The 23,088-nt window shown below is 67.2% G+C and carries 17 protein-coding genes and 1 pseudogene; 10 read left to right on the top strand and 8 right to left on the bottom strand.

Annotated features, from left to right (window positions below; all coding sequences use genetic code 11):
• Window positions 1-9: 9 nt before the first annotated feature.
• Complete coding sequence (locus tag EV646_RS03345; protein WP_132143723.1) at window positions 10-750, bottom strand: DUF554 domain-containing protein; 741 nt, start codon at window positions 748-750, stop codon at window positions 10-12.
• Between the two features lie 126 nt (window positions 751-876).
• Here EV646_RS03345 and EV646_RS03340 point away from each other — a divergent pair, with 126 nt between their 5' ends.
• Window positions 877-1,515 carry a GNAT family N-acetyltransferase gene (locus EV646_RS03340; protein WP_132143721.1) on the top strand — a complete coding sequence of 213 codons (639 nt, stop codon included), beginning with the start codon at window positions 877-879 and terminating at the stop codon, window positions 1,513-1,515.
• Here EV646_RS03340 and EV646_RS03335 read toward each other — a convergent pair.
• Complete coding sequence (locus EV646_RS03335; protein ID WP_241995217.1) at window positions 1,478-1,909, bottom strand: hotdog fold thioesterase; 432 nt, start codon at window positions 1,907-1,909, stop codon at window positions 1,478-1,480. The two genes, EV646_RS03340 and EV646_RS03335, sit on opposite strands and share 38 nt — an antisense overlap.
• Before the next feature lie 89 nt (window positions 1,910-1,998).
• Here EV646_RS03335 and polA point away from each other — a divergent pair, with 89 nt between their 5' ends.
• The gene (gene polA, locus EV646_RS03330) at window positions 1,999-4,701 is read left to right on the top strand and encodes a DNA polymerase I (protein WP_132144779.1); all 2,703 of its coding nucleotides are present in this window, start codon (window positions 1,999-2,001) and stop codon (window positions 4,699-4,701) included.
• Between the two features lie 33 nt (window positions 4,702-4,734).
• Here polA and EV646_RS03325 read toward each other — a convergent pair whose 3' ends face one another.
• The gene (locus EV646_RS03325) at window positions 4,735-5,208 is read right to left on the bottom strand and encodes an NUDIX hydrolase (protein WP_132143719.1); all 474 of its coding nucleotides are present in this window, start codon (window positions 5,206-5,208) and stop codon (window positions 4,735-4,737) included.
• A 205-nt stretch (window positions 5,209-5,413) separates the two neighbouring features.
• On the opposite strand from EV646_RS03325, the gene EV646_RS03320 reads away from it, so the two are divergent.
• Genes EV646_RS03320 through EV646_RS03310 form a run of 3 tightly spaced genes read left to right on the top strand, consistent with a single transcriptional unit; the run spans window position 5,414 to window position 9,097 of the window.
• Window positions 5,414-7,174, top strand: coding sequence for an extracellular solute-binding protein (locus EV646_RS03320; RefSeq protein ID WP_158290893.1), 1,761 nt, complete (start codon window positions 5,414-5,416; stop codon window positions 7,172-7,174).
• On the top strand, window positions 7,171-8,109 hold the full coding sequence (locus EV646_RS03315; RefSeq protein WP_241995215.1) for a carbohydrate ABC transporter permease: 939 nt from the start codon (window positions 7,171-7,173) through the stop codon (window positions 8,107-8,109). Before EV646_RS03320 ends, EV646_RS03315 begins: the two co-directional genes overlap by 4 nt.
• 4 nt (window positions 8,110-8,113) lie before the next feature.
• The gene (locus tag EV646_RS03310) at window positions 8,114-9,097 is read left to right on the top strand and encodes an ABC transporter permease (protein ID WP_132143715.1); all 984 of its coding nucleotides are present in this window, start codon (window positions 8,114-8,116) and stop codon (window positions 9,095-9,097) included.
• 1 nt (window position 9,098) lies between these two features.
• On the opposite strand, the gene EV646_RS03305 is transcribed toward EV646_RS03310, so the two are convergent.
• Window positions 9,099-10,361 carry a lipopolysaccharide biosynthesis protein gene (locus EV646_RS03305; RefSeq protein WP_132143713.1) on the bottom strand — a complete coding sequence of 421 codons (1,263 nt, stop codon included), beginning with the start codon at window positions 10,359-10,361 and terminating at the stop codon, window positions 9,099-9,101.
• 42 nt (window positions 10,362-10,403) lie between these two features.
• Between EV646_RS03305 and EV646_RS03300 the strand changes: the two genes are divergently transcribed.
• Together EV646_RS03300 and EV646_RS39820 are read left to right on the top strand one after the other, a co-directional pair.
• Window positions 10,404-12,080 carry an MmpA family trehalose lipid delivery protein gene (locus tag EV646_RS03300; protein WP_132143711.1) on the top strand — a complete coding sequence of 559 codons (1,677 nt, stop codon included), beginning with the start codon at window positions 10,404-10,406 and terminating at the stop codon, window positions 12,078-12,080.
• Window positions 12,081-12,126: 46 nt separating this feature from the next.
• Window positions 12,127-12,222, top strand: a pseudogene (locus EV646_RS39820) (DUF2613 family protein); the annotation flags it as partial.
• On the opposite strand, the gene EV646_RS03295 reads toward EV646_RS39820, so the two are convergent.
• Complete coding sequence (locus tag EV646_RS03295; RefSeq protein WP_132144773.1) at window positions 12,179-13,348, bottom strand: glycosyltransferase family 4 protein; 1,170 nt, start codon at window positions 13,346-13,348, stop codon at window positions 12,179-12,181. The pseudogene EV646_RS39820 and the gene EV646_RS03295 overlap by 44 nt on opposite strands.
• A gap of 130 nt (window positions 13,349-13,478) precedes the next feature.
• On the opposite strand from EV646_RS03295, the gene EV646_RS40545 reads away from it, so the two are divergent.
• The gene (locus EV646_RS40545; protein WP_132143709.1) at window positions 13,479-14,225 is read left to right on the top strand and encodes a class I SAM-dependent methyltransferase; all 747 of its coding nucleotides are present in this window, start codon (window positions 13,479-13,481) and stop codon (window positions 14,223-14,225) included.
• A complete protein-coding gene (locus EV646_RS03285) occupies window positions 14,222-18,280 on the top strand; it encodes an alpha-(1->3)-arabinofuranosyltransferase (protein WP_241995203.1) in 4,059 nt (1,352 codons plus the stop codon). Before EV646_RS40545 ends, EV646_RS03285 begins: the two co-directional genes overlap by 4 nt.
• Here EV646_RS03285 and EV646_RS03280 read toward each other — a convergent pair.
• Together EV646_RS03280 and EV646_RS03275 are read right to left on the bottom strand one after the other, a co-directional pair.
• Complete coding sequence (locus tag EV646_RS03280) at window positions 18,169-19,392, bottom strand: acyltransferase family protein (RefSeq protein ID WP_132143707.1); 1,224 nt, start codon at window positions 19,390-19,392, stop codon at window positions 18,169-18,171. The genes EV646_RS03285 and EV646_RS03280 overlap by 112 nt on opposite strands.
• Window positions 19,389-21,143 carry a hypothetical protein gene (locus tag EV646_RS03275; RefSeq protein ID WP_132143705.1) on the bottom strand — a complete coding sequence of 585 codons (1,755 nt, stop codon included), beginning with the start codon at window positions 21,141-21,143 and terminating at the stop codon, window positions 19,389-19,391. Before EV646_RS03275 ends, EV646_RS03280 begins: the two co-directional genes overlap by 4 nt.
• A 100-nt stretch (window positions 21,144-21,243) precedes the next feature.
• Here EV646_RS03275 and pgfA point away from each other — a divergent pair, with 100 nt between their 5' ends.
• Complete coding sequence (gene pgfA / locus EV646_RS03270) at window positions 21,244-22,332, top strand: cell envelope lipid trafficking protein PgfA (protein ID WP_158290892.1); 1,089 nt, start codon at window positions 21,244-21,246, stop codon at window positions 22,330-22,332.
• Here the strand turns inward: pgfA and EV646_RS03265 are convergent.
• Window positions 22,291-23,082, bottom strand: a complete 792-nt coding sequence (locus EV646_RS03265; protein ID WP_132143703.1) for a class I SAM-dependent methyltransferase — start codon at window positions 23,080-23,082, stop codon at window positions 22,291-22,293. The genes pgfA and EV646_RS03265 overlap by 42 nt on opposite strands.
• Window positions 23,083-23,088 lie beyond the last annotated feature (6 nt).

Below are 23,088 nucleotides of genomic sequence, written 5' to 3'. Positions count from 1 at the left end.
CCAGGGGGCTCAGCCACGGATGACGACAAGCAACTGGACGAGCAGCGGCGCAACGATCAGCGCCGGCAGCAGATCGGCCACAGCGACCTGCTTCAGCTTCAGCAGCCGCAACGCGACGCCGATCAGCATCACGCCACCAGTCGCTCCCAGCGCGGTCACATGCGCCTCCGGGAGTACGTCGCCCAGCACCGCACCGACAGCGGTCATCAGACCCTGCACAACCAGTACGACGAGCGCCGAGGCCGCCACGCCCCAGCCGAAGGACGCGGCGAAGGCGATCGAGGCGAAGCCGTCCAGCACTGCCTTGAGCAGCAGCTGATCCGCGCCGCGTCCGAGACCGTCCGACAGCGCGCCCAGGAACGTCAGCGGGCCGACGCAGAACACCATCGACGCGGACACGAAGCCCTCGACGAACGTGCCTTGTCCCTCACCCCGGTCGAACCTGCGCTGAATCCAGCCGCCGAAATCCTCCAGTCGCTGCTCGATCCGCAGCAGCGAGCCGGTGATCCCGCCGATCAGCATCGCGCCGAGCACGATCAGGATCGGCGCGCTGTCGCCGACGGCGTCGCTGAGTGCCTTGTCGCCCACCGTCAGTGCCGAGCTGATCGCGATCAGGAGCGTGACCAGCCCCAGCGCGTCGGTGACCAGATCGCGGGTGCGGTGACTCAGCCGATGGCCGATGAGTACGCCGAGTACCGAACCGACGAGCACCGTCGCGACGTTCACGACAGTGCCGATTCCGATGAACAAACCTGTCTCCGATCAGCCCGGGCGGCGCAGCTTTGCAAGTGACCCGCGAGGGCCTACTGTTGCGCGAGGACGAGCGTATCCGTCCGTCCCGTTCACCTCGGGGGTGGACCAGACCAGGAGGTCGCTGTGGCGTCAGCCATTGAGGTGAGGGATGCCCAGCGGGGTGATGCCGGCGCCTTGGTGGCGTTATGGCGGGAGATGACCACCGCTTCCGGCCACCCGCAACGGTTGCCTGCGGCCCCGACGACGCCTGCCGTCGAGGTTGCTGTCGGCAAACATCTCGACGACCCGTTCGGCCGGCTGCTGGTCGGCGTCATGGACGGAGCCGTCCACGGTATGGCGTATCTGCGCCGTACGGCGATCAGTCCGCTGCACGACGACTTCACCGTGACAGTGGAATACCTGCACGTCAGTGACAACGCCCGCCGGCACGGACTGGGCAAGGCGCTGATCGCGGAGGCGGCCGCCTGGGCCGAGCACGAGAACTGTGCACACCTGGCCGCCGTCGCACCAGCGATCGCCCGCGAGGCGAACAGGTTCCTGGCCCGCCTCGGTCTCGGGCAGGCCGGCGTACTGCGGTTCGCGACCACGCACACTGTCCGTCGCCGGCTCGCCGCCGAGCACGCGCCGAACCTGCTGGCCCTGCTGTCGTCGCGACGGTCGGTGATCGCCCGCCGCGCCCAGCTGCAGCGGCCGCTGCCGGTGGATCCCACCGACGCCGCGGACGTCAGCTACCCGGCGGAGCCTGAATCAGCTGACAGGTGATCCGCGCCGTACACACCCGCTTGTCCCGGTCGTCGGTGATGACTACTTCGTACGACGTCGTGGTACGGCCGAGGTAGATCGGGGTGGCGACGCCGGTGACGAGGCCGTCGCGGACGGCGCGGTGGTGGGTGGCGTTGATGTCGACACCGACCGCGACCTTCCCGTAGGGGGCCGCGTGCAGGGCGGAGCCGATCGAGCCGAGGCTCTCGGCCAGGACGCAGGACGCGCCGCCGTGCAGCAGTCCGTACGGCTGGGTGTTGCCCTTGACCGGCATGGTCGCGACGATCCGCTCCGGCGCGGCCTCCTTGACCACGATGCCCATCACGCTGAGCAAGGTGCCCTCCATGCCCATGCCCGGCCCAAGATCCATACCGTCGGTGCTCTGATCTGTCACACACGGCAGAGTACGTCAGCGGCTGTGACAGAACTGTCGGTGGGAACCACTAGAGTCGGTACGTGGCTCCAGAAACCAACACCTCGACGATGACCAAGGACCCCGCGCAGCCCGGTGCCGGCCGGCCGCGGATCCTGCTGCTGGACGGGCACTCGCTGGCGTACCGGGCGTTCTACGCGCTGCCGGTGGAGAACTTCTCCACCACCACCGGGCAGCACACGAACGCGGTGTACGGGTTCACCTCGATGCTGATCAACATGCTCCGCGACGAGCAGCCCACCCATGTCTGCGTCGCGTTCGACGTGTCCCGCAAGACCTTCCGCTCCGAGCAGTACGCGGAGTACAAGGCGGGCCGGTCGAAGTCGCCGGACGAGTTCAAGGGGCAGGTCTCGCTGGTCAAGGAGGTGCTGGAGGCGCTCCGGATCCCGACCACCGAGATCGACGGCTGGGAGGCCGACGACGTCATCGCCACGCTCGCCACCCAGGCCTCCGAGCAGGGCTTCGAGGTCCTGATCAGCAGCGGCGACCGGGACGCGTTCCAGCTGGTCAGTGACGACGTCACGGTGCTGTACCCGAAGCGTGGCGTGTCCGAGATCGCCCGGATGGACCCGGCCGCGGTCGAGGAGAAGTACGGCGTCACCCCGCGGCTCTACCCGGATCTCGCGGCGCTGGTGGGGGAGTCGAGTGACAACCTGCCGGGCGTGCCCGGGGTCGGGCCGAAGACGGCGGCGAAGTGGCTGAACCAGTTCGGCTCGCTGAACGATGTGGTCGACCGGGTCAACGAGATCAAGGGCAAGGCCGGCGAGTCGCTGCGCGAGCACCTGGCCGACGTGATCCGGAACCGGCAGATCAACGAACTGGTCCGGGACCTGACGCTCGATGTCACGGTGGACGATCTGGTGCGGACGCCGTGGGACCGGGAGAAGGTGCACACACTGTTCGACAGCCTCGAGTTCCGGGTGCTGCGCGAGCGGCTGGTCGCCGAGCACGAAGAGGTCGACGCGACCGTCGACCACGGGTTCGAGCTGGACGGCGTGCAGCTGAAGCCGGGCGAGGTGGCCGCGTGGATCAAGGAGCATGTCAGCAGCGGCGAGCGCGTCGGCGTCGCGGTCCAGGGCAGCTGGGGTCGCGGCACGGGAGAGATCACCGGGCTGGCGCTGGCGAACGCCTCCGGTGCCGCGGCCTGGTTCGACCCGACCGTACTCACGGCCGACGACGACGCGGCCTGGCAGGCCTGGCTCGCGGATCCCCAGCAGCCAAAGGCATTGCATGACGCGAAGGGCCCGCTGCTCGGCTTCCTGGAGCGTGGCTGGACACTGGCCGGGCTGAGCTCGGACACCCAGCTGAGTGCGTATCTGGCCCGCCCGGATCAGCGCTCGTACGACTTGGCCGATCTGACCGTGCGGTATCTGAAGCGTGAGCTGCGCAACGAGGAAGCCGAGAACGGCCAGCTCAGCTTCGACGACGTCGAGGGTGGTCCGGCCGCGGACGCGACGATGCTGCGCGCCCGCGCGATCGCCGACCTCGCCGACACGCTCGACGCCGAGTTGGAGAAGCAGGCCGGTACGGCATTGCTCGCCGACGTCGAGCTGCCGTTGATCGACGTGATCGCCGGGATGGAGCGGGACGGCATCGCGGTCGACCGGCCGTACCTGGAGGAGCTGGAGGAGCGGTTCGCGACCGGTGTGCGGGAAGCGGCGACGGCGGCGTACGAGGTGATCGGGAAGGAGATCAACCTCGGGTCGCCCAAGCAGCTGCAGGTGGTGCTGTTCGACGAGCTGCAGATGCCGAAGACGAAGCGGACCAAGACCGGGTACACCACCGACGCGGATTCGCTGCAGGCATTGTTCGAGAAGACCGAGCACCCGTTCCTGGCCTACCTGCTGGCGCATCGGGACGCGACCCGGCTGCGGCAGACGGTCGAGGGGCTGCTGAAGACGATCAGCCCGAAGGACGGCCGGATCCACACCACCTTCAACCAGACCATCGCGGCGACCGGGCGGCTCAGCTCGACCGACCCGAACCTGCAGAACATCCCGATCCGGACCGAAGAGGGCCGCCGGATCCGGCAGGCGTTCATCGTTGGCGAGGGCAACGAGTCGCTGATGTCGGCCGACTACAGCCAGATCGAGATGCGGATCATGGCGCACGTGTCGGCGGACGAGGGACTGATCTCCGCGTTCAACTCGGGCATGGACTTCCACTCGGTGACCGCGTCCCGGGTGTTCTCGGTGGAGCCTGCCGAGGTGACGCAGGAGCAGCGGGCCAAGATCAAGGCGATGAACTACGGCCTGGCGTACGGCCTGTCGGCGTACGGGCTGAGTCAGCAGCTGAAGATCGGCGTGGACGAGGCGCGCGGCCTGATGGACGAGTACTTCGAGCGGTTCGGCGGCGTGCGCGACTACCTGCGCAGCATCGTTCTCGACGCGGGCAAGAGCGGGTACACCGAGACGATCCTGGGCCGGCGCCGCTACCTGCCGGACCTGACCAGCGACAACCGGCAGCGCCGCGAAATGGCCGAGCGGATGGCGCTGAACGCGCCGATCCAGGGCTCGGCCGCCGACGTCATCAAGATGGCGATGCTCAAGGTCGAGGCGTCACTGCGCGAGTCCGGCCTGAAGTCCAGGATGCTGCTGCAGGTGCACGACGAACTCGTCTTCGAGATCGCCCCGGGCGAACGCGAACCGCTGGAGACGCTGGTCCGCCGCGACATGGGCCACGCGGTCGAGATGACCGTCCCGCTCGATGTGTCCGTCGGCGTCGGCCGCACCTGGCACGAAGCCGCCCACTGAGGCCCTGTCTGGTAATCCATCACCAGACACGACCTAGTCCCGGATGAACCTCGGCAGCTGATCGGGGAAGAGGGCGTTGATGATGGACGCCTGCTCGCGCGCGGTCAACGTGGGCAGGCTGTCCAGCGGGAACCACGCGACTTCGAGGGATTCGTCGTCGTTCACGCGGGCTTCGCCGGAGACGTAGCGGCAGCGGAAGGTGAGATCGAGGTACTGGACCTGGTCGCCGTTGGGGTAGCTCGACGGCGGTAGCGTCTCGACGCTGACCAGGCGCTCGACCACGGCCTTCACCGCGGTCTCCTCCTGGATCTCCCGGAGCAGGGCGACCGCGGGCTGCTCGCCGGGCTCCAGGATGCCGGGGACCAGCGACCAGTGTCCGTCGTCGGCGCGTCGTACCAGCAGAACCCGCTGGTCGTTGTCCAGGACGACGCCGGTGATGCCGCTCAGGAACAGCAGGTCGTGCCCGATCTTCTCGCGCAGCTCCAGGATGAACTTCGGGGTCGCCATGACGTGAACCCTATGCGACGCCCCGATAACGTTGTCAGTTTCTTACCGGTTAGGCCGGAACGCTTGGCCACCGAGTGTCACGTGACAGAACGTTAGCGTGCTTGTTTCCCTTCCGTTCCGACCTTTCGTATGTCATCCTCCTCTGCAATTGCAGGTTGAAATTGCATAGATCCTATCGGATTCGTGCCCCCGCCCTGGAGGAACCGTGCGGAACAACGATGTCAATGCAAGCGCCGGACTGAGCCGTCGATCACTGCTCAGAGGCACTGTCGGCGCCACCGTGGCGGCGGCCGGCAGCGGGGTGCTGGCCGGCTGCAGCGGCTCCGGCGACGATGCGTCGGCGAAGGCGTCGACGCCCACCGGACCCAAAGCCACCCTCGGCCCGAAGAGCCCGGGCGTGCTCTACCCGGACGGCTACAAGGGCCCGGTCGCCCGCGAGGTCAAGCCGATCACGACCGAGAAGGTGAGCTTCACGATCGTGGTCCCGCAGGACATCGGCGTCGGGGACTGGCAGACCAACACTTTCAGCAAGTGGCTCGAGCAGCGCACCGGCATCCACATCGAGTACAAGCAGGTCGCCGGCGGCGACGACATGATGACCAAGGTCAACGCGATGATCGCGGCCGGCGACATCCCGGACGCGTTCATGAACGTGGAGTTCACCAGGTCGCAGCTGTACCTGTACGGGCAGCAGGGACTGTTCCAGTCGATCGACGGGCTGATCGACGGCTACGCGCCGAACCTGGTGCAGGCCATGCAGGATTACCCGGACGCGCGCAAGCTGAGCCAGTCGCCGGACAAGAAGATCTACGCCTTCCCCGACTTCAACGACTGCTTCCACTGCCGCGGGTTCGAGTCCAAGGGCTGGATCAACAGCGAGTGGATCAAGAAGGTCGGACTCGCGATGCCGAAGACCACGGACGAGTTCGCCGAGTTGCTGCGGGCGTTCAAGAAGGCGGATCCCGGTGGCAACGGCCGGACCGTGCCGTTCGCCGGATACAAGGACGAGCCGATCACGACCTTCTTCATGAACGCGTTCCTCTACAGCCCGCCGGAGCCATACCTCGCCGTCGAGGACGGCAAGGTCGCGGCGGCCTACATCAAGGACGAGTGGCGCGAGGGGCTCAAGTACGTCAACGGCCTCTACAAGGAGGGCTTGCTCAACAAGGACATCTTCACCGCGGCCGGTGACCAGATCGCCCGGCTCGGCAACGCGAAGCCGAACCCGCTCCTCGGCGGCGCCCGGTCCGGATCCTGGGGCGGATTCGTGGAGATCGACCAGAAGGACCCGAACGCGCGCTGGCGTCAGTACGAACTGCTGGAGCCGCTGCAGGGCCCGAACGGCGTCCGGTTCACGGCGTGGGACTACTACGGCATCGGCGTCGAGGTCGGCACGCTCGTGATCACCAAGAAGTGTGCGAGGCCTGAGCTGCTGATGCAGTGGGCGGACGCGCAGATGGAGCTCGAGTCGATCCTGCGCTGCTATGGCGGGCCTGGCTTCCAGTACGCCAAGACGGGACAGAAGGGCATCAACGGCAAGCAGGCCGTCTACGCCTTCGGCACGGCACCGGTCAACGACCAGCATCCCGGCTGGAACGGTGCCGAACAGTACGGCACGATGTACCGCTCGCTGGACTTCCGGCTGGGCGAGCGAGTGAACCCGAGCGACCTCACGTTCGAAGCGCCGCTGTACGAACAGACGCAGCAAAGGCAGTTCCCGTACAAGCAGCCGCAGGACGCCACGTTCCCCCCGGTCACGTTGACCCAGGATCAGGCCGCCCAGGAAGCCGAGCTGGCCACGAACCTCACCACCGAGGTCGGCGCATCCTTCGCGAAGTTCGTCACCGGGCAGTACGACCCGAACGACGACGGCCAGTGGAAGGACTACCTGAACCGGATCGACCAGATCGGCCTGAAGTCGTACCTGGAGATCCAGCAGTCCGGCTATGAGGCCTTCGGCAAATGACGGCTGACCAGATGGCACCCGACGACCGCCGGATCGGGGCGGCGGCCGTCGCTGTCCAGGACACGCGCCAGGACAAGATCGTCACGATCTGCGTCTCCGCGGCGCTGGCGCTCTTCGCCTTCGCCGTCCTGTATCCGCTGGTGTATGTGCTGAGCGCGTCCCTGAGTGACCCGAGCAACGTCGTCTCCGGCGAGGTCTGGCTGTGGCCGGTCGGCTTCAGCCTCGATGCCTACAAGGCGATCTTCGACTACCGGTCGATCCTGACAGGCTTCGGGAACTCGGTGGTGTACGCGATCGGTGGCGCGCTGCTCGCCACCGCGCTGACGCTGCTGGCCGGGTTCCCGCTGTCCCGCAAGGGCCTGCCGGGCAAGGGCCTCATCATGGCGCTGTTCGTCTTCACGATGATGTTCAACGGCGGCCTGATCCCGACGTACCTGGTGGTCGAGCAGCTCCACATGCTCAACACCCGGTGGGCGATGATCGTGCCGGGCGCGCTCGCGGTGTGGAACGTGATCATCACCCGCACGTACTTCCAGGTCAGCATCCCCGAGGAACTGCACGAGGCCGCGACGATGGACGGCTGCAGCGACTTCGGATTCTTCTGGCGGGTCGTGTTGCCACTCAGCAAGCCGATCATCGCAGTGAACCTGCTCTTCTACGCCGTCGGCCAGTGGAACTCGTGGTTCAACGGCCTCATCTATCTGACCAACGAGCACCTGTTCCCGCTCCAGCTGATGCTGCGGCAGATCCTGATCCAGAACAAGATCGACGCCTCGGGTATCCAGGACGCCGCCGAACTGCTGCGCCGCAAGGAACTCCAGCAACAGCTGAAGTTCTCGCTGATCGTGATCGCCGCGATCCCGCCGTTGCTCATCTATCCCTTCGTCCAGAAGCACTTCGTCAAGGGCGCGATGATCGGTTCGCTGAAGGGGTGACGCGATGACGACACTGAGCTCACCGTCATCGAGTACGACGACGCCTGCCGCCACGCGGACGCCGGCTCGCAAGAGCGGACCCGGTCTGAAGGCCAAGCTGCGCAGGCATTGGCAGATGTACGCGATGCTCGCGCTTCCGCTGCTCTGGCTGGCGATCTTCGCCTATTGGCCGATGTACGGCGTGATCATCGCCTTCAAGGACTTCAACGTCGTCGACGGCATCTGGGGCAGCCCGTGGGTCGGCCTCAAGCACTTCGAGCGCTTCACCGACTCCTACCTGTTCTGGCGCCTGATCAAGAACACCGTGGTGCTGCACGTCTATGAGCTGGTGGCGACGTTCCCGCTGCCGATCATCCTGGCGCTGGCGCTCAACATGGTCCGCCGGCGCTGGTTCAGCCGCTGGGTGCAGCTCATCACCTATGCGCCGCACTTCATCTCGACAGTGGTGGTCGTCGGCATCATCGTCGTACTGGTCGATCCGACGACCGGTGTGGTGACCCGGCTGACCGATCTGCTCGGGTTGCCGACGTTCGACCTGCTCGGCAACCCGGGGAGCTTCCGGCACCTGTATGTGTGGTCCGGTGCCTGGCAGACGATGGGGTTCAGCGCGATCATCTACCTCGCCGCGCTGACCAGCGTGGATCCCGAGCTCCACGAGGCCGCCGTGGTCGACGGCGCCTCGAGGCTGCGGCGAGTCTGGCACATCGACCTGCCCGCGATCCGCCCGGTCGCCGTCGTGTTGCTCATCCTCAACATGGGCTCGATCCTCTCGGTCGGCTTCGAGAAGGTCCTGTTGATGCAGAACAACCTCAACCTGCACGCCTCCGAGGTGATCGACACCTACGTCTACAAGGTGGGTCTGGAGGCACAGATACCCCAGTTCAGCTACGCGACCGCGATCGGGCTGTTCCGGTCGGTCGTCGGCCTCGTGCTGCTGGTGGTGGCGAACTCGATCGCCCGCCGCTTCGCCAAGTCCAGCCTCTGGTGAGCTAGCTGTTGTCGGCCTGGCGGTGCAGTCCTGTCGCCAGGCCGATCGACAGCAGGATGGCGCAAGTGCTGGTCATCGCGACCAGCGTCTTCACGCCGGCCATACCGGTGGCGATGTCGGTGCCGAGCACGATCCCCGCGCCGACAGCGAGCGCGATCAGGCCGATCCAGATCAGCAGCGCGGCGCGTTTCTCCTGCTGCGCGATCGCGGCATAGACAACGAGTTGCAGTACGGCGTACGCCGAGCCGGAGATCGCGAACAGCCAGGTGTACGGACCGAGTGGCGCGTAGTCCTCCTTGCCACCGACCACCGCGAGGACCAGGTCGGGCAGCAGCAGCGTGCCGAGCACGGTGCACACGCCCAGCCCGGCGACGGCCTGGATGGCCCGGCGGAGGCGCACGGTGTCGCCGGGAGAGCTGGCCAGCGACGGGAACACGATCACGATGACGAACTGCGGCAGGAACAGACAGGCCTTCGTCACGATCAGACCGGCGGCGTAGTACCCGCTGTGCCGTTGATCGAGCAGTGCGCGGGCGAACAGCACGTCCGCGTTGGCGATGGCGAAGAACGCGAGCAGCGTGTGCGTCCCGTGCACCGTCTCACGCAGTACTTCCTTGACCTGCGCTGCCGTCGCTCCAGTGGAACCACGCAGCAGGAAAGCGCCCAGCAAGGGTGGTACGGCGGCACCCAGCGCGATGCCGGTCATAGCCGAGGTGAGCGACGGGTGGATCAGCAGCGCACCGCCGCCCAGCACCAGACGCCCGGCGCCGACGGCGGTGTAGATGCCGGCCAGCTCGGTCCAGTGCTGACCACCTTGAAGGACGCCGAGCTGTGAGCCCATCACCGTGAGACAGCCGAGCGTCGGCGCGATCAGGAGTACGGCGATGACGGAGTCGATGTGCAGCAGCCATACGAGCAGCGGCGTGGCCAGCAGGGTGATGGCAGCGAGGCCGAGAGCGGCCCGGCGACCTGCCTTGAGCATGGCGTCGGCCAGCTCGGACGCGCCCGCTCCGCTGTGCGTGGCGATACGGCGGGCGCCGGCCGCCTGCAGCCCGAGGGATGCGACGTTGCCGATCAGCAGGATGCCGAGCAGTGCGGTGATGGCGCCGAACTGCTCCGGCACGAGCCGGTGGACGCCAACCAGGGTGAAACCGTAGGCGGCCGCATTCATGATGGCCATGCCGACGGCGACGACGGTGGCGCTGCGAAGGAACGCCAACCGAGGTGCTCTGGGCTCTTGCTCAGGCGTGGTGTGTGAACTCATGCTCTACTGCCTCGAGATGCGGGGACCGGGTGGGAGGTGGTCATGTCAGAACGTGCCGTGCGCGTCCTGCCCTGGCTGTGGCCTGTCCTGCTCACCCTGTTGATCACTGCTCCGCTGCTCGCTCCGGGGTACGTCGTCGGCTACGACATGGTGTTCGTGCCGGACCTCACCGTACGACTAGACCTGTTCGGTCTCACAACCGCCATGCCCCGAGCGGTCCCGTCGGATGTGATCGTCGCGCTCCTGGACGAGGTCCTCGGCGGCCAGTTGCTCAATAAAGTCGTCCTGATCACCGTCCCACTGCTGTCCGGGCTCGGCTTGACCGCGCTGTGGCGTGAGCTGCGTCTCGGTGGCGCGCTGCCCGGCGCCGCAGCGGCGACCCTATATCTGTGGAACCCGTTCGTCGCCGAACGCCTCCGCCTCGGCGCCTGGGCGCTCCTGCTCGGGTACGCCGCTCTGCCGTGGCTGGTGCGGTCAGCGATCCGGCTGCGCAGGTCCGGTGTGGGGTGGCCTGGGTTCCTCCTCGCGTCAGCCGGTTGTGCGCTGACCGCCTCGGGCGGGATCACCGGCCTTCTCGTCGCCGCGCTCATCCTCCTGTGGCCGGGGGAGCGACGGGGGTTGGTCCCGCTCGGCGGAGCAGTGCTGCTGAACTTGCCATGGCTGGTGGCCGGCCTGGTGCACGGCGGGGTCGCGACGGTCGACCCCGCGTCGGTGACTGCGTTCGCGGCTCGTGATGAACGCTATGGGGGAGTGCTGCCGACTCTGCTCACCTTGGGCGGTGTCTGGAACGCGGACGTTGTGCCAGGCAACAGAGGCGATCTGCTGCCGCTGATCATCGCGTTTCTCATGCTGCTGATGTCTCTGGCCGGTGTGGTCATCTGGTGGCGGCGCGACCGCCTGGTTGGCGCTCTCGTCGTGGCAGCCGTTGTTGCCGTGTTGCTGGGCCTCGTCGGTGTCGTGGCGCCGGGTGCGTTCGCGCAGGTCGTCGCGCACGTTCCAGGCGCCGGACTGTTCCGCGACGGCCAGCGCTACCTCGCTCCGTTGGCGCTGCTCGAGTCACTGGGCTTCGGCGTCGCCGTCGTCGCTCTGCTTCGGCATGTGCGACTCCATCGAGTGGTCGGCGCGACCGCCGTACTGCTGCCTCTTGCGGCTCTGCCTGCACTGTCCGGTGGGCCTGGGCTGAAGGTGTCGCACTATCCGGATGACTGGGAGCAGGCGCGGCGAGTGTTGGCCGGCTCCTTCATTCCCTGGCCGTTCGAGTCGTACCGTGCGCCGCCGTGGAACGGCCGGCGGCCGGTGCTGGATCCGATGCCGCGCTACTTCGCGCAGTCCTCGGTTGTGCCTGACGAGTTGATCGTGGACGGGCATCGTCTGGCCGGTGAGGACCCGCGAGCCGCGGCTGTCGCGTCCGCCCTCCGTGCCGGGCTGCGCGGTGGCGGCGACCCGACCACGGCGCTGCTTCAGCAGGGCGTCGGCTGGCTGGTCGTCGATCGCCCAGCCGGTGGCCCGTCGCCGCGTGACCTGATGCCCGGGCTCACGGAGGAGTTCTCCGGTCCGACCGTGAGCGTGTACCGGCTCGCGGGAACTCCTGTGCCGCAGCGCAATCCGCTCTGGCGGACGATCGCCGTACTGGCCGCGTGGGCGCTCGCGGGGGCGACTCTGGCGGCCGCGATCGTCGGTGCGGTGATGCGGCGTTCCACGGTCTGGCGGAGTCGCTGAGCGGTTGTTACTCTTCGGTTCACTTATCCGGGAGGGGACACGCTTCATGGGATCACTGATCGGTGCGGCCATCGCAGTACTCGCTGGGCTGGCGGTGGCTACGACCACGGTTGTCGGGGTCGTTCAATCGGTGCGGGACGACCCGAAGCCGCCGCAGGGACAGACCCAGGGACAGGCTGATGTTCCGGTGGTCGGGTACGGCGTGAAGTAGTCAGCAGCCGATCGAAAGCCAGTGCGGTCGCACACCAGGTGAAAGTGCCCGCACTGGCGGCTGCCCCGTCGGACAACCGCTGCCGGAGCTCTCCGTCCTGCAGCAGCTCGATGATCGCCGCGGTGAAGTCACCAGGACTGTCCACAAGCACACCGGACACCCCGTCGCGCACGGACTCCGTCGGACCACCTGCACTCCGATAGGCCACAGTGGGTACGCCGTGACCCGCGGCCTCACCGACGACAAGCCCCCAGCCCTCCTTCAGGCTGGGCAGGGCCAGCACCCACGCCTCGTCGTACGCCGCGTGCTTGTCGTCCTCACTGACATGCCCGCGAAACTCCACTGCATCCAGCAGTCCGCGTTCCTCGACGTACGCGCGGAGTGAGTCCTCCCACCAGCCTGATCCGACAACGACCAGTCGCGCGTGCGGCAGCACCTTGCGGGCCTCTGCGATCGCGTCGACGGCGTGCTCGATCTGCTTGTGCGGCACGATCCTGCCCACGCACACCAATGTCGGGACCGGCGCCTGCGGGGTTTGCCGTGGCGGTGCCGGGTCGGTGCCGTTGTGGATCACTTCGATGTCAGTGACACCCAGTCCGGTCAGCTCGTCCCGTGAGGCGGACGACACCGTCACGTAAGCGCAGTCGTCATACAGGCGCGGTGCGACGCGTGACTCGAGCCACCAGCCCAGCCGGCCGCGCCAGCCCGGGTACACCACCTGCCACTGCTCTTGGTGCACGTGATGCACCAGTACGATGACGCCAGTACGACGTACGAGCCGGGTAAAGAATGGGAGGCCGTTCTGCACGTCCACCACGTGGTCCGGTCGCTGCAGCAGCGTGTGCAGTAGGCCACGCAGGTACACCGTGACCTTGGTGCCGCGGTAGATGTATCGCACGTCGTCACGACGCGACTCGCGCGGACTGCCTGGGTAGGCCGCGCACAGCACGGTCACCGACCAGCCCAATGCCGCAAGGCCTTTCGCTACCTCCTCCACGTACCGCTCCGAACCCCCACCCTCAGGGTTTGTCGTGTCCCGCCAGTTCAACAGCAGCACGGTCTGAGCACGCACTGATGGCCCCACCCCTCCGGTAACCTCCCCCGAGGTAATGGGCGGGGACGTTACCAAGGAGTAACGATGTCCGCCAGACCTCACGAGATCCGTTAATGTCCCGCCTGTGCCAGTGATGACGAACCCCACAACGCACCCGGAGTGGACGGCCGACTTCGGCCGTGCCGTCCGGCTGTTCCGGGCGTTCGGCGTCGAGCAGACCGACCCTGATCGCTTCTACGGCACGCTGGCCGCGGACTCGGTCGGCCACCTCAGGCAGTACGTCGATCTCAACGGCAAGCTGATGCTGGACGTCGGTGGTGGACCGGGGTACTTCGCGGACGCGTTCCGGCAGGCCGGTGCGACGTACTACGCGATCGACTCCGACCTGGGTGAGCTGAGTGGTCGCGGTGAACCCGCACCCGGCACTGTCCTCGGCAGCGGTATGGCGCTTCCGGTCGCTGACAGCACAGTCGACATCTGCCTCTCGTCGAACGTGTTGGAGCACGTGCCCGACCCCTGGCTGATGGCCGACGAGATGGTCCGCGTCACCCGGCCAGGCGGCACGGTGTTCCTGTCGTACACCGGCTGGTGGGGACCGCACGGCGGCCACGAGACGGCGCCCTGGCACTACCTCGGCGGACACCGGGCCGCTCGCCGCTACGAACGACGGCAAGCGCATCCGCCGAAGAATCGGTTCGGCGAGTCGCTCTTCCCGATCACGGTCGCCGGCGGGCTGCGCTGGGCTCGTCAGTGCACGCAGGCGGATCTCGTGGCCGCCGTACCGAGATATCACCCGCGCTGGGCGTACGGCGTACTCGCCGTGCCCGGCCTGCGTGAGGTCGTGACCTGGAACCTCGTCCTGGTGCTGCGGCGCCGATGAGGAGACTGAAGGCGGGAAGTTCCGAGCAGGTGGTCTGGCGAGCAAGACTCGTGCTGGGCTGCCTCATCCTGATTGCCCTGTGCTTCCACCAGGCGCCCGGCAAGATCGTGCCGGACACCAAGCTCGACCTCACCGCAGGGCCCGGTGGCTTCCTCGCCCGCGCTATGCACCTGTGGGACCCGCAGGGAGCCTTCGGCCAGCTGCAGAACCAGGCGTACGGCTACCTGCTGCCAATGGGTCCGTTCCACTGGCTGCTGGACAGCCTGTCGGTGCCGGACTGGGTGACGCAACGACTGTGGTGGTCGGTCGTGCTCTGCGTCGCCTTCCTCGGTGTGTGGAAGCTGTGCAATGCCCTCGACCTAGGAGTGCCCTGGACCCGCTTCGCCGCCGCGCTGCTCTACGCACTGAGCCCACGCATGCTGGGCGAGGTGTCCATCACCTCGATCGAGGTGTGGCCGATGGCGATGGCTCCTTGGGTGCTGTTGCCGTTGGTGACACCACGCGCCCGTTCAGGCTGGTGGCGAGTCGGCTGGTCCGCAGTCGCCTTCGCACTGGTCGGTGGAGTCAACGCAGTCGCGACAGGTGCGACGTTGGTGCTGCCCGCGCTCTGGCTGATCACCCGACGGCTGGACAGGTCCACTCTCAAGGTGGCCGTCGGCTGGCTCGGGTGTGTGGCCGCTGTGTCGGTCTGGTGGCTCGTCCCGCTCATGCTGCTCGGCCGCTACAGTCCGCCGTTCCTTGATTGGATCGAGGATGCGGCGGTCACGACCGGCTCGGCCAGTGTGTTCGAGTCGTTCCGCGGTACGTCGCAGTGGCTGAACTTCCTCTCCGGAGGCAACGGGCCAAGTTGGCCTGCCGGCTGGCTGTATGTGACTCAGCCGATGCTGATCCTCACCACCGCCGTGGTCGCACTGCTGGGCCTTGCAGGCTTGGCAATGGGCTCACTGAAGCACCGCGGCTTCCTGCGACTCTCACTAGTCGTTGGCCTGCTGCTGGTGACACTCGGCCATGCAGGTTCCGCCGGCTCACCCCTGGCTCCGCAGCTGCAGGACTTGCTCGACGGACCGCTTGCGGCGCTCCGCAACACCCACAAGTTCGAGCTCGTCGTACGGCTACCGCTGGTCTTGGCCGCAGCCCACGCACTGAGCCGACTTAGGGTGTGGTCGACAGTCCGAGGGCTACATCACCGGGTAGTGCCCGTCCTTGCTGCTTGCCTGGTCGTGTCCGTCGCAACGCCGGCCATCTTCGGTCAGCTGCCGAGGCATGAGGGGTACGACGCCATCCCCTCGCACTGGCTGGAAGCCGCGGCCTGGCTCGACAGCCAGACGACCAGCGGCAGCGTCCTCGTCGTACCCGCTGCGTCATTTGCTGACTTCACCTGGGGCTCCACCAAGGACGAGCCGTTCCAGGCGCTCCTGAAGCGCCCGATGGCCGTGCGGGACGCCGTACCGCTGGGGTCTGCTGGGACGACGCGGTGGCTCGACGAGGTGGAGCGGCGCCTCGGCTCTGGCGTCGGCGACAGCACTCTGCAGCAGGCACTCAGCCGTGCCGGAGTCAGGTACGTCGTCGTACGCAACGACCTCCGGTACGACGCACAGGTGACTCCGACTCTGGCAGTCCACGAGAGCCTGGCCGAGTCAGGTATCGAGCGAGTCGCGTACTTCGGCCCGAGCACCGGCAGCACCATCGAGCAGCCGGGAGTCACCCTCGACGGCCACACCCGCTTGCCCTATCCGAGCGTGGAGATCTACGACGTCGGCGACACGAGCGCGGGCCGGCTGATCCCGCAGTCGAAGCTCATGGAAGTCCGGGGCGCGGCTGAAGACGTGCCGGCCGCTCTGACCGCCCTTGGCGGCGACCGCGAGGCCGTGACCAGCTCTGACGTCGCAGGGCGACTCACTGGACTGCCGCTGATCCAGACGGACGGCACGCAACGCCGCGAGGTGTCGGTCGGCCGCCCAGCCGAGAACTACTCGCCCGTGCTGACCGCAACCGAAGCCGGACGTCAAGGCCGCCGCACCCTCGGGTACGACGTCGACGGGTCCAGTACGACGCGGACCTGGAGTGGCGGCGTTGTCGACGTACGGGCGTCGTCGTCGGCCTCGGACGCGAACGCCACCCTGCGGACCGGGCCTGGCAACGGGCCGGCAGCAGCTGTAGATGGCGATCCGTCGAGTCGCTGGATCTCGGGAACCTTCGGACGCAGCAGTGGCGAATGGCTGGAGCTGACCTTCGCGTCGCCGCGGACTGTGGACGGCCTGAAGGTCCAGTTCTCGCTGGCAGCGCCGACCACCGAGCCAGTGCGCACGTTGCAGGTGGAGACGGACGCAGGCTCGCTGACCAGCGTGGTCGCGGGTACGAACGATCCGCAGAACATCCCGACCCCACCCGGAAAGACGCAGCGGCTGCGGCTGAGCGTCGGGGTGACGGACGGCAAGAACCCGAACGGTGTCTCGATCGCGGAGATCACTCTGCCCGGCCTGCGACCGGTCAGCCGGCTACTGGTGCCGTCGGAGGATCGTCAGCCAAGTGCTCTGGTGTTCAGGAACCAGCAGGTCGGCCGCTCTGCCTGCCTGCACGCCGGCACCCGTCCGCTCTGCAGGCAAGTCTTCGCCAAGGACTCCGAAGAGCCAACCGGCCTCCTGCGAAGTGTGGAGCTGCCGCAGGCCGCGTCGTACCAGCTGCAGGGGACCGCGCTACCCAAGGACGGTGCGGCGCTTGAAGGCATGCTGACAGTGCCCGGTGCCATCACGGCGTCGGCCTCGTCCCGCGCCATCACCGCACCGGAGGGTCGGCCCGGCGCAGCGGTCGACCGTGATCAGGGCACCGGGTGGGTCGCGAGTTCCAGCGATCTGCATCCAACCCTGACCCTGAAGTTGCCCGAGGCACGGAAGCTCAGCGGGCTGCAGTTCCTCACCGATCCGTACCTGGCCGCGTCCCAGCCGGCCGAGGTCGCTCTGAGCTTCGACGGCGGCACTCCAGTCCGTCGCATGGTCGATGCTGAGGGCTATGTCCGGTTCGGTGTGCGGAAGGCACGGACGATCGAGCTGACCTTCACCGGCATCAAGCCGCTGGTCGACTTCGACTCCGCGACCGGCTACGCGCAGACAGCGCCGGTTGGTATCGCCGAGGTGCGGGTGCTCGGTGCTGACGACCTGCGCAAGGCCCTCGACCCGGACAGCGAGACGGGCGCGTACTGCGGCTATGGCCCGGGCGTGCGCGTTGACGGCGTACCGGCTGACACACAGCTGAAGGCGACGATTGGGGACCTGCTGCAGCGGCGTCCGGTCACCTACACGACCTGTGAGAACGTGCCGCTGCAGGCCGGGCGCCACAACCTGGATGTCCTGTCCACAGGTGCGTTCGTACCGGTTGAAGCGACCTTCACCAAGGCGGGCTACGGCAACGTCTCCCAGACGCCAGTGCAAGGTGTCGACGTCTGGCGGCCAAATCCAGCCGAGCTGTCTGTCGAGGTGCCCGCTGCCGACGAGCGGTCGGTCCTGACTGTCGCCCAGAACTACAACGAGGGCTGGGAGGCGTACGACAGCAGCGGGCGCAAGCTGACGCCGATTCGCGTCGATGGCTGGCAGCAGGGCTGGATACTGCCGGTTGGACCGGAGCAGGTGGTCACCGCGCGCTTCATGCCTGACCGCATGTACCGTGCCGGGCTGCTCGTTGGACTGCTCGGTCTGCTGGTCGTGATCGCAGCAGCGGTGTTCTTCCGGCGTAGGTCGCGGCACTCCAGGCACCGCCTGCGTGAAGGGCGCAGCGTCGGGCCGTGGGTTGCGTTGGGCCTCGGCCTGGCGGCAGGGACGTTCATGTCCGGCTGGATCGGCTTTGCCGCAGTGGCTGTCGCTGCGGTGTGCGCTTGGTTCCTGTCGACGCGCGTGCTGCTAGCCGTACTTGCCGCGGTGGTGACGGTGGGAACGCTGATCGCGGTGGTTCAGCCCTGGCCGGACGGGGGAGCCGGGCTGACTTCCGGAGTGGTCCAGGCATCGATCTTGTTCGGCTGTGCGCTGGCCCTCTTGTCACGGTCGGCCGGCGAGACGTCGTAGTCCCGGTCGCGTCGGCCTAGCCGCATGATCGGCCGCTCCATCCCGTAGTAGCTCGCCGCGGCGACAGCGCCTGACAGCGCCAGCGTCGGGAAGAACAGCAGCGCGAACTGCCCTGTGAATACCTCGTACCCGGCAATCCGCTCGACCAGGCTCAACACGATCAGGTGGTACGCGAAGACGCCGTACGAGATGTCGCCGGCGACGTGGGCGACTCGGCCGCCGAGCACTCTGGTGATCCGGGCTGTCGGAGTCAGGGCCGGGAAGAGCACGCAGGCGGCGATGCCGGTGTACAGGAGGCTCTTGACGAACGCCTGGCCCGGTGAGGCCGCAGTCAGGTTGTACGGGCCTGCCACTGGGCTCGCCGCGATGAGCAGCAGCGCGACGGCGACACCCCACACCGTGGCGGGGACCTTGGTCAGGGTGTCGAGCGCGGACGGCCCGAGCCGGCCGCTGCTGCGAGCCACCTGCCACAGCGCGAACCCCATGCCGACCGCGAACCAGCCGACGTACCCAGGAAGCCAGAGCCCCGCCTGTGGGTGCCCGGTCGCGTTGACACCTGCCATCCACACCGGCCCGAGCAGAGTGAACGCACCCAGTACGGCGAGCCGCCAGCGCACGCTGCGACGAGTCGGACGGTCATAGCCGGTGAGAAGCTTCGCCAGGAACGGCAGCAGCAGGTAGAACGCGACCTCCGTCGCCAGACTCCACAGCTGCGTGAGCCCGTCCGCAGCCAGCCCACCGAAGTAGATCTGGGTAAGGGTCGCGTGTTGCAGGTAGGTCGCCCAGCTCACCTCAGCCTTGTGCGGGACCAACAGCACAGCCAGCAGTACGGCGACCCACAACGCCGGCAGGATCCGCAGCGCACGGTTGCGCAGGTACGGCAACGTCAGTGGAGGCAGGGTGCCGTCGAACCACGCGACCACATGGGGCCGGTACAGCAGGAAGCCGGAGATCGCGAAGAAGATCGCCACGCCGACGTCGAGCCTGGACAGCACGCCGGCGAAAGGGCCGTTCAACGAGGCGCCGCTGTGAAACCCGGCATGCGTCGTCAGCACGGCGAGCGCGCCGATCGCCCGCAACCCGTCGAGCGCCGGGAATCTCGTCCGTGTCATCCGTTCACCCTTGGCAGTCCGATGTCGAAGTTCTCCACGCACAGGTTCGTCGCGGGATCGGAGGAGCGTAGCCGAAGCTGGGTGGCTTTGATCCGCTGCGACGGGCCGAAGTACATGCTGCCGACTCCAGCGGGCCAGTCGGCCGCCGGCAGCGCGGCGACGTTCCCGTCGTCATCGGCCAACTCGATCGACACCCGGTTCTGCCGGTTGGAGAAGTACGCGGCCTTGACGAACCAGTTCGCGGTCGCCACCTCCGGCTGGGTCGACTTGAGCCGCGCCGTCAATGGCTCGGTCCCATGCAGGAGCAGATTGCAGAACGGGTTGGTCCTGGACGGCGGCTCGCCGCGCGACCACACCGCCAGTTGAGCCGGCCGGAGGTGTCCTTGCTCGTCGACCATCAACGGCTCGCTGCCCGGTTCCTGCAACCGGAACGGGATGTGCGCCATCCGCAGTACCGGCGAGAGTCTGAGGTCGTTCGTCAGCGCGTTCACGATCGGCTGCGGCATCGCCGTGTCCCACAGATTGACGTTCGGCCCGGCTTGCTCGAGCTCAGCGGTGACCGTCGCGAAGTACTCCTTGGCCGGGTTCTTCGCCCAAGTCCGGGCAAACCCGGCATCCGACACGGCCACCAGACAGCACAGCGCTGCCATCGGTACGACGGCCCATCGCATCCGCACCGTGCGAAGCGACAGTACGACGGCCAACGTCAACGGCACCGAGAGATCGGACCAATAGTGGTAATGCGAGGTGAAGAGATCACCGAACAACGTGAATCGCCCGTACGCCACCAGGACGACCGTCACCACGACATAGACCAGGACCGAACCCCACAGCAGCAAGGCCCGCCGCTCCCGCCGCCACGCGATCGCAATGATCAGCGCAAACACGAGACCGCCGAGGATGACCGCCGCGGCCGGTGCCGCCGCCGTGCCCATGATGGTGAAGTTCTGCCACCGCCACGGCCCACCCACGAGCGCACCGATTGGTACGGCGAAGCCGCGAGCCAGGGCCGTGAACAGCTGACGAGGTCCAGGCAGGTGACCCTGCGACGGGTTGCCGTACACGAAGTAGAGGATGCCGAAGACAACTACACCGACAGCCAAGGCAACGAAGTACTGGATCCAATAGCGGATCGGCCGATCTCGCAGATAGAGAGCCAGTGCAACGACCGTCACCACGATCAAAGCCGACTTCTCCCAGCAGGCCAAGGAGATGAGCAGCGAGAGTGGGCCGTAGGCAACTGCTCGGCGACGGCGGCCGTCGTACCAGTCGATGGTTGCGTGCAGCAACAGCAGGCCGAAGACGTGCGCGCACAGGTTGTTCACGCCGCTCGACAGCGACATGAACGACGGCATGCTCAGCGGCGTGATCGCGTAGAACAGCGTGCCGGCGACCACCCACCAGTTCGAGCCGAGCAGGCGGAGGAGCAACAGTCCCATCAGTGTGATGGCCGCGGCCTGCATCAGCATCCGCCACGCGACCGTGGCGTCGTGATTGAACGGCGCGATCCAGACGAACCCGGCGTACACGAAGCGCAGACCTGGCGCGATGTGGTCGTTCACCGGCGTCAGCAGCTCCGCCGGCGCGAACCCGCGAGCGCCCTGGACCAGGAAGTCGAGGTCGTCGCTGAGCCACGAACCACGCCGCGCGAGCAGCCCGAGAACGGTCGACTGGACGACAGCGATCGCCACCACGACCGCCCGGAGCACCGATGAATCCGGTGTCGCTGGCAGTCCTGAGTTCCCCCTCATGTGGCGCGACTATATGCCAGCGCGAATTTGTTGTTCTCCTCGTCTGTTCAAGGTGGCTACCCGCTGGTAGCGTCCCGCGGACAGACCGGGAGGGGATGTTGTGGGGACTCGTAGTCGCGTGCTCGTGATCGGGCTCGGGGTGTTCTTCGTCGCTGTCGCGGCGCTGGCCAGGTTCTACGCGTATCCGGCGCTGGCGGTGGCGCCCGCGGACCAGAAAGCGCACACGGTGTCGACCGGCAAGGACGCCACCATCTTCAGCATCGCGGAGCTGAAGGAGAAGGGCGGCGTCGAGCTCGAAGCACGCCGGACCGTCCGCGGCGATGTGGTGGCGGCAGAGAAGATCAGCAAGGCGCTGAATCGCAAGGTCGTCGTGTTCGACACCGCGGTGGTGACCGACGACTCGAAGAACTACCAGTTCCCCAAGGACTCGACGCTGACCGCCGAACTGCCGCTGAGCTTCGTACAGGAACGCGTCGTACTCGACGCACACACCGGCGAGGCGGTGCGCTGGAATCCGTCCGGCGACGACAACAGCGGCGAGTACATCGCCACCACGCTGGAGAAGGCGGACCGGCTCAAGCCCGATCAGACCAGCCCGCTCTTCAAGGGACACGAGGGTCTGGTGCTGAAGTTCCCGTTCGGCACCGAGAAGAAGACCTACGACTTCTGGGACACCACCCTGCGCAAGGCGTTCCCGATCCAGTTCAAGGAAGAGGCCACGCTGCAAGGGCTCAAGGTGTACGTGTTCGAGCAGGAGGTGCCCAAGCAGGACGTGCCGCTGGCGAAGCCGCTGATCGTGCCGGGCAGCGTGATCAACGAGCCCGGCCGTGACTCGGTCGAGGTGCAGCGCACCTACAAGAACACCCGGACGCTGTGGGTCGAGCCGGTCACCGGCGCCATCATCAAGGGCAAGGAACAGCAGCTCGCCACCATCGCGTACGACGGCGAGGACAAGCTGACGGCGACTCAGGTCACCATCGAGTACGACGACGCGACCGTGACCAAGAACGTCAAGGGCGCGACCGTGAACGGCGTCGCCGAGGGCGGCTACCAGTCGAAGGCGGCGCAGCTGAACCTGATCGGCTTCTGGATTCCGCTGGTCTCGCTGATCCTCGGCCTGCTCCTGCTCGCGTTCGTCGCGGTGCGGTCAAGCCTTGTGCGCAGACCAGATGGCGGTGCCGGGGACTAGGCGGCCGCGGGCGGGTCCCCACCCGCCCCAGACGAGGTCGTGTCCGGCCGGCCACTCCGGCTCGAGCAGGTCGTCGATGACGAAGCCGGCGCTGGTGAGTTCGCGGATCCAGTCGCCGGTGGTGCGGTGGTGCTCGACGTAGACCGGCGTACCGGCGTCGTCCACTTCGACGTACGGCGTCCGGTCGAAGTACGAGTGCGTGATCCGCAGGCCGGCCGGGGTCGGGTCGTCCGGCAGGGCCCAGCGGATCGGGTGCGTCACCGAGAAGACGAGCAGCCCGCCCGGCTTCAATGTCCGGCCGATCTCGCCGAGAGCGACCCCGGCGTCGGCCACGAACGGCAGCGCGCCGAACGCCGAGCAGACGATGTCGAAGGTGGCGTTCTTGTACGGCAACGCTGTCGCATCCGCCGCGACGGTCCGAACGGAGGTGCCGGTCCGGGCATCGAGCTGTCGTGCGAGCCGGAGCTGCTCGACCGAGATGTCAAAGGCAACCACGTTCGCGCCCTGCTTGGTCAGCCAGCGCGCGCATTGCGCCGCGCCACACCCGACCTCGAGGACGCGTCTACCTCGGACCGGCCCGAGCAGCTGGGCGTGCTCCTCGTCGACACCCTCAGGGCACCAGATGAACCGGTCGTCCCCGAGAAACTCACCATGCTCCGCGAGGTACTCGCCGGCTGCCGAATCCCAGTAAGTCCGGCTGGCTCGTGACGACTGAGCTTCGGTCAGCTCCACCCGCACCGGCCCTGTCATGGCGCA

Source organism: Kribbella antiqua (assembly GCF_004345665.1).
GTDB classification, from domain to species: domain Bacteria; phylum Actinomycetota; class Actinomycetes; order Propionibacteriales; family Kribbellaceae; genus Kribbella; species Kribbella antiqua.
This window is presented reverse-complemented; position numbering and strand designations above follow the sequence as displayed.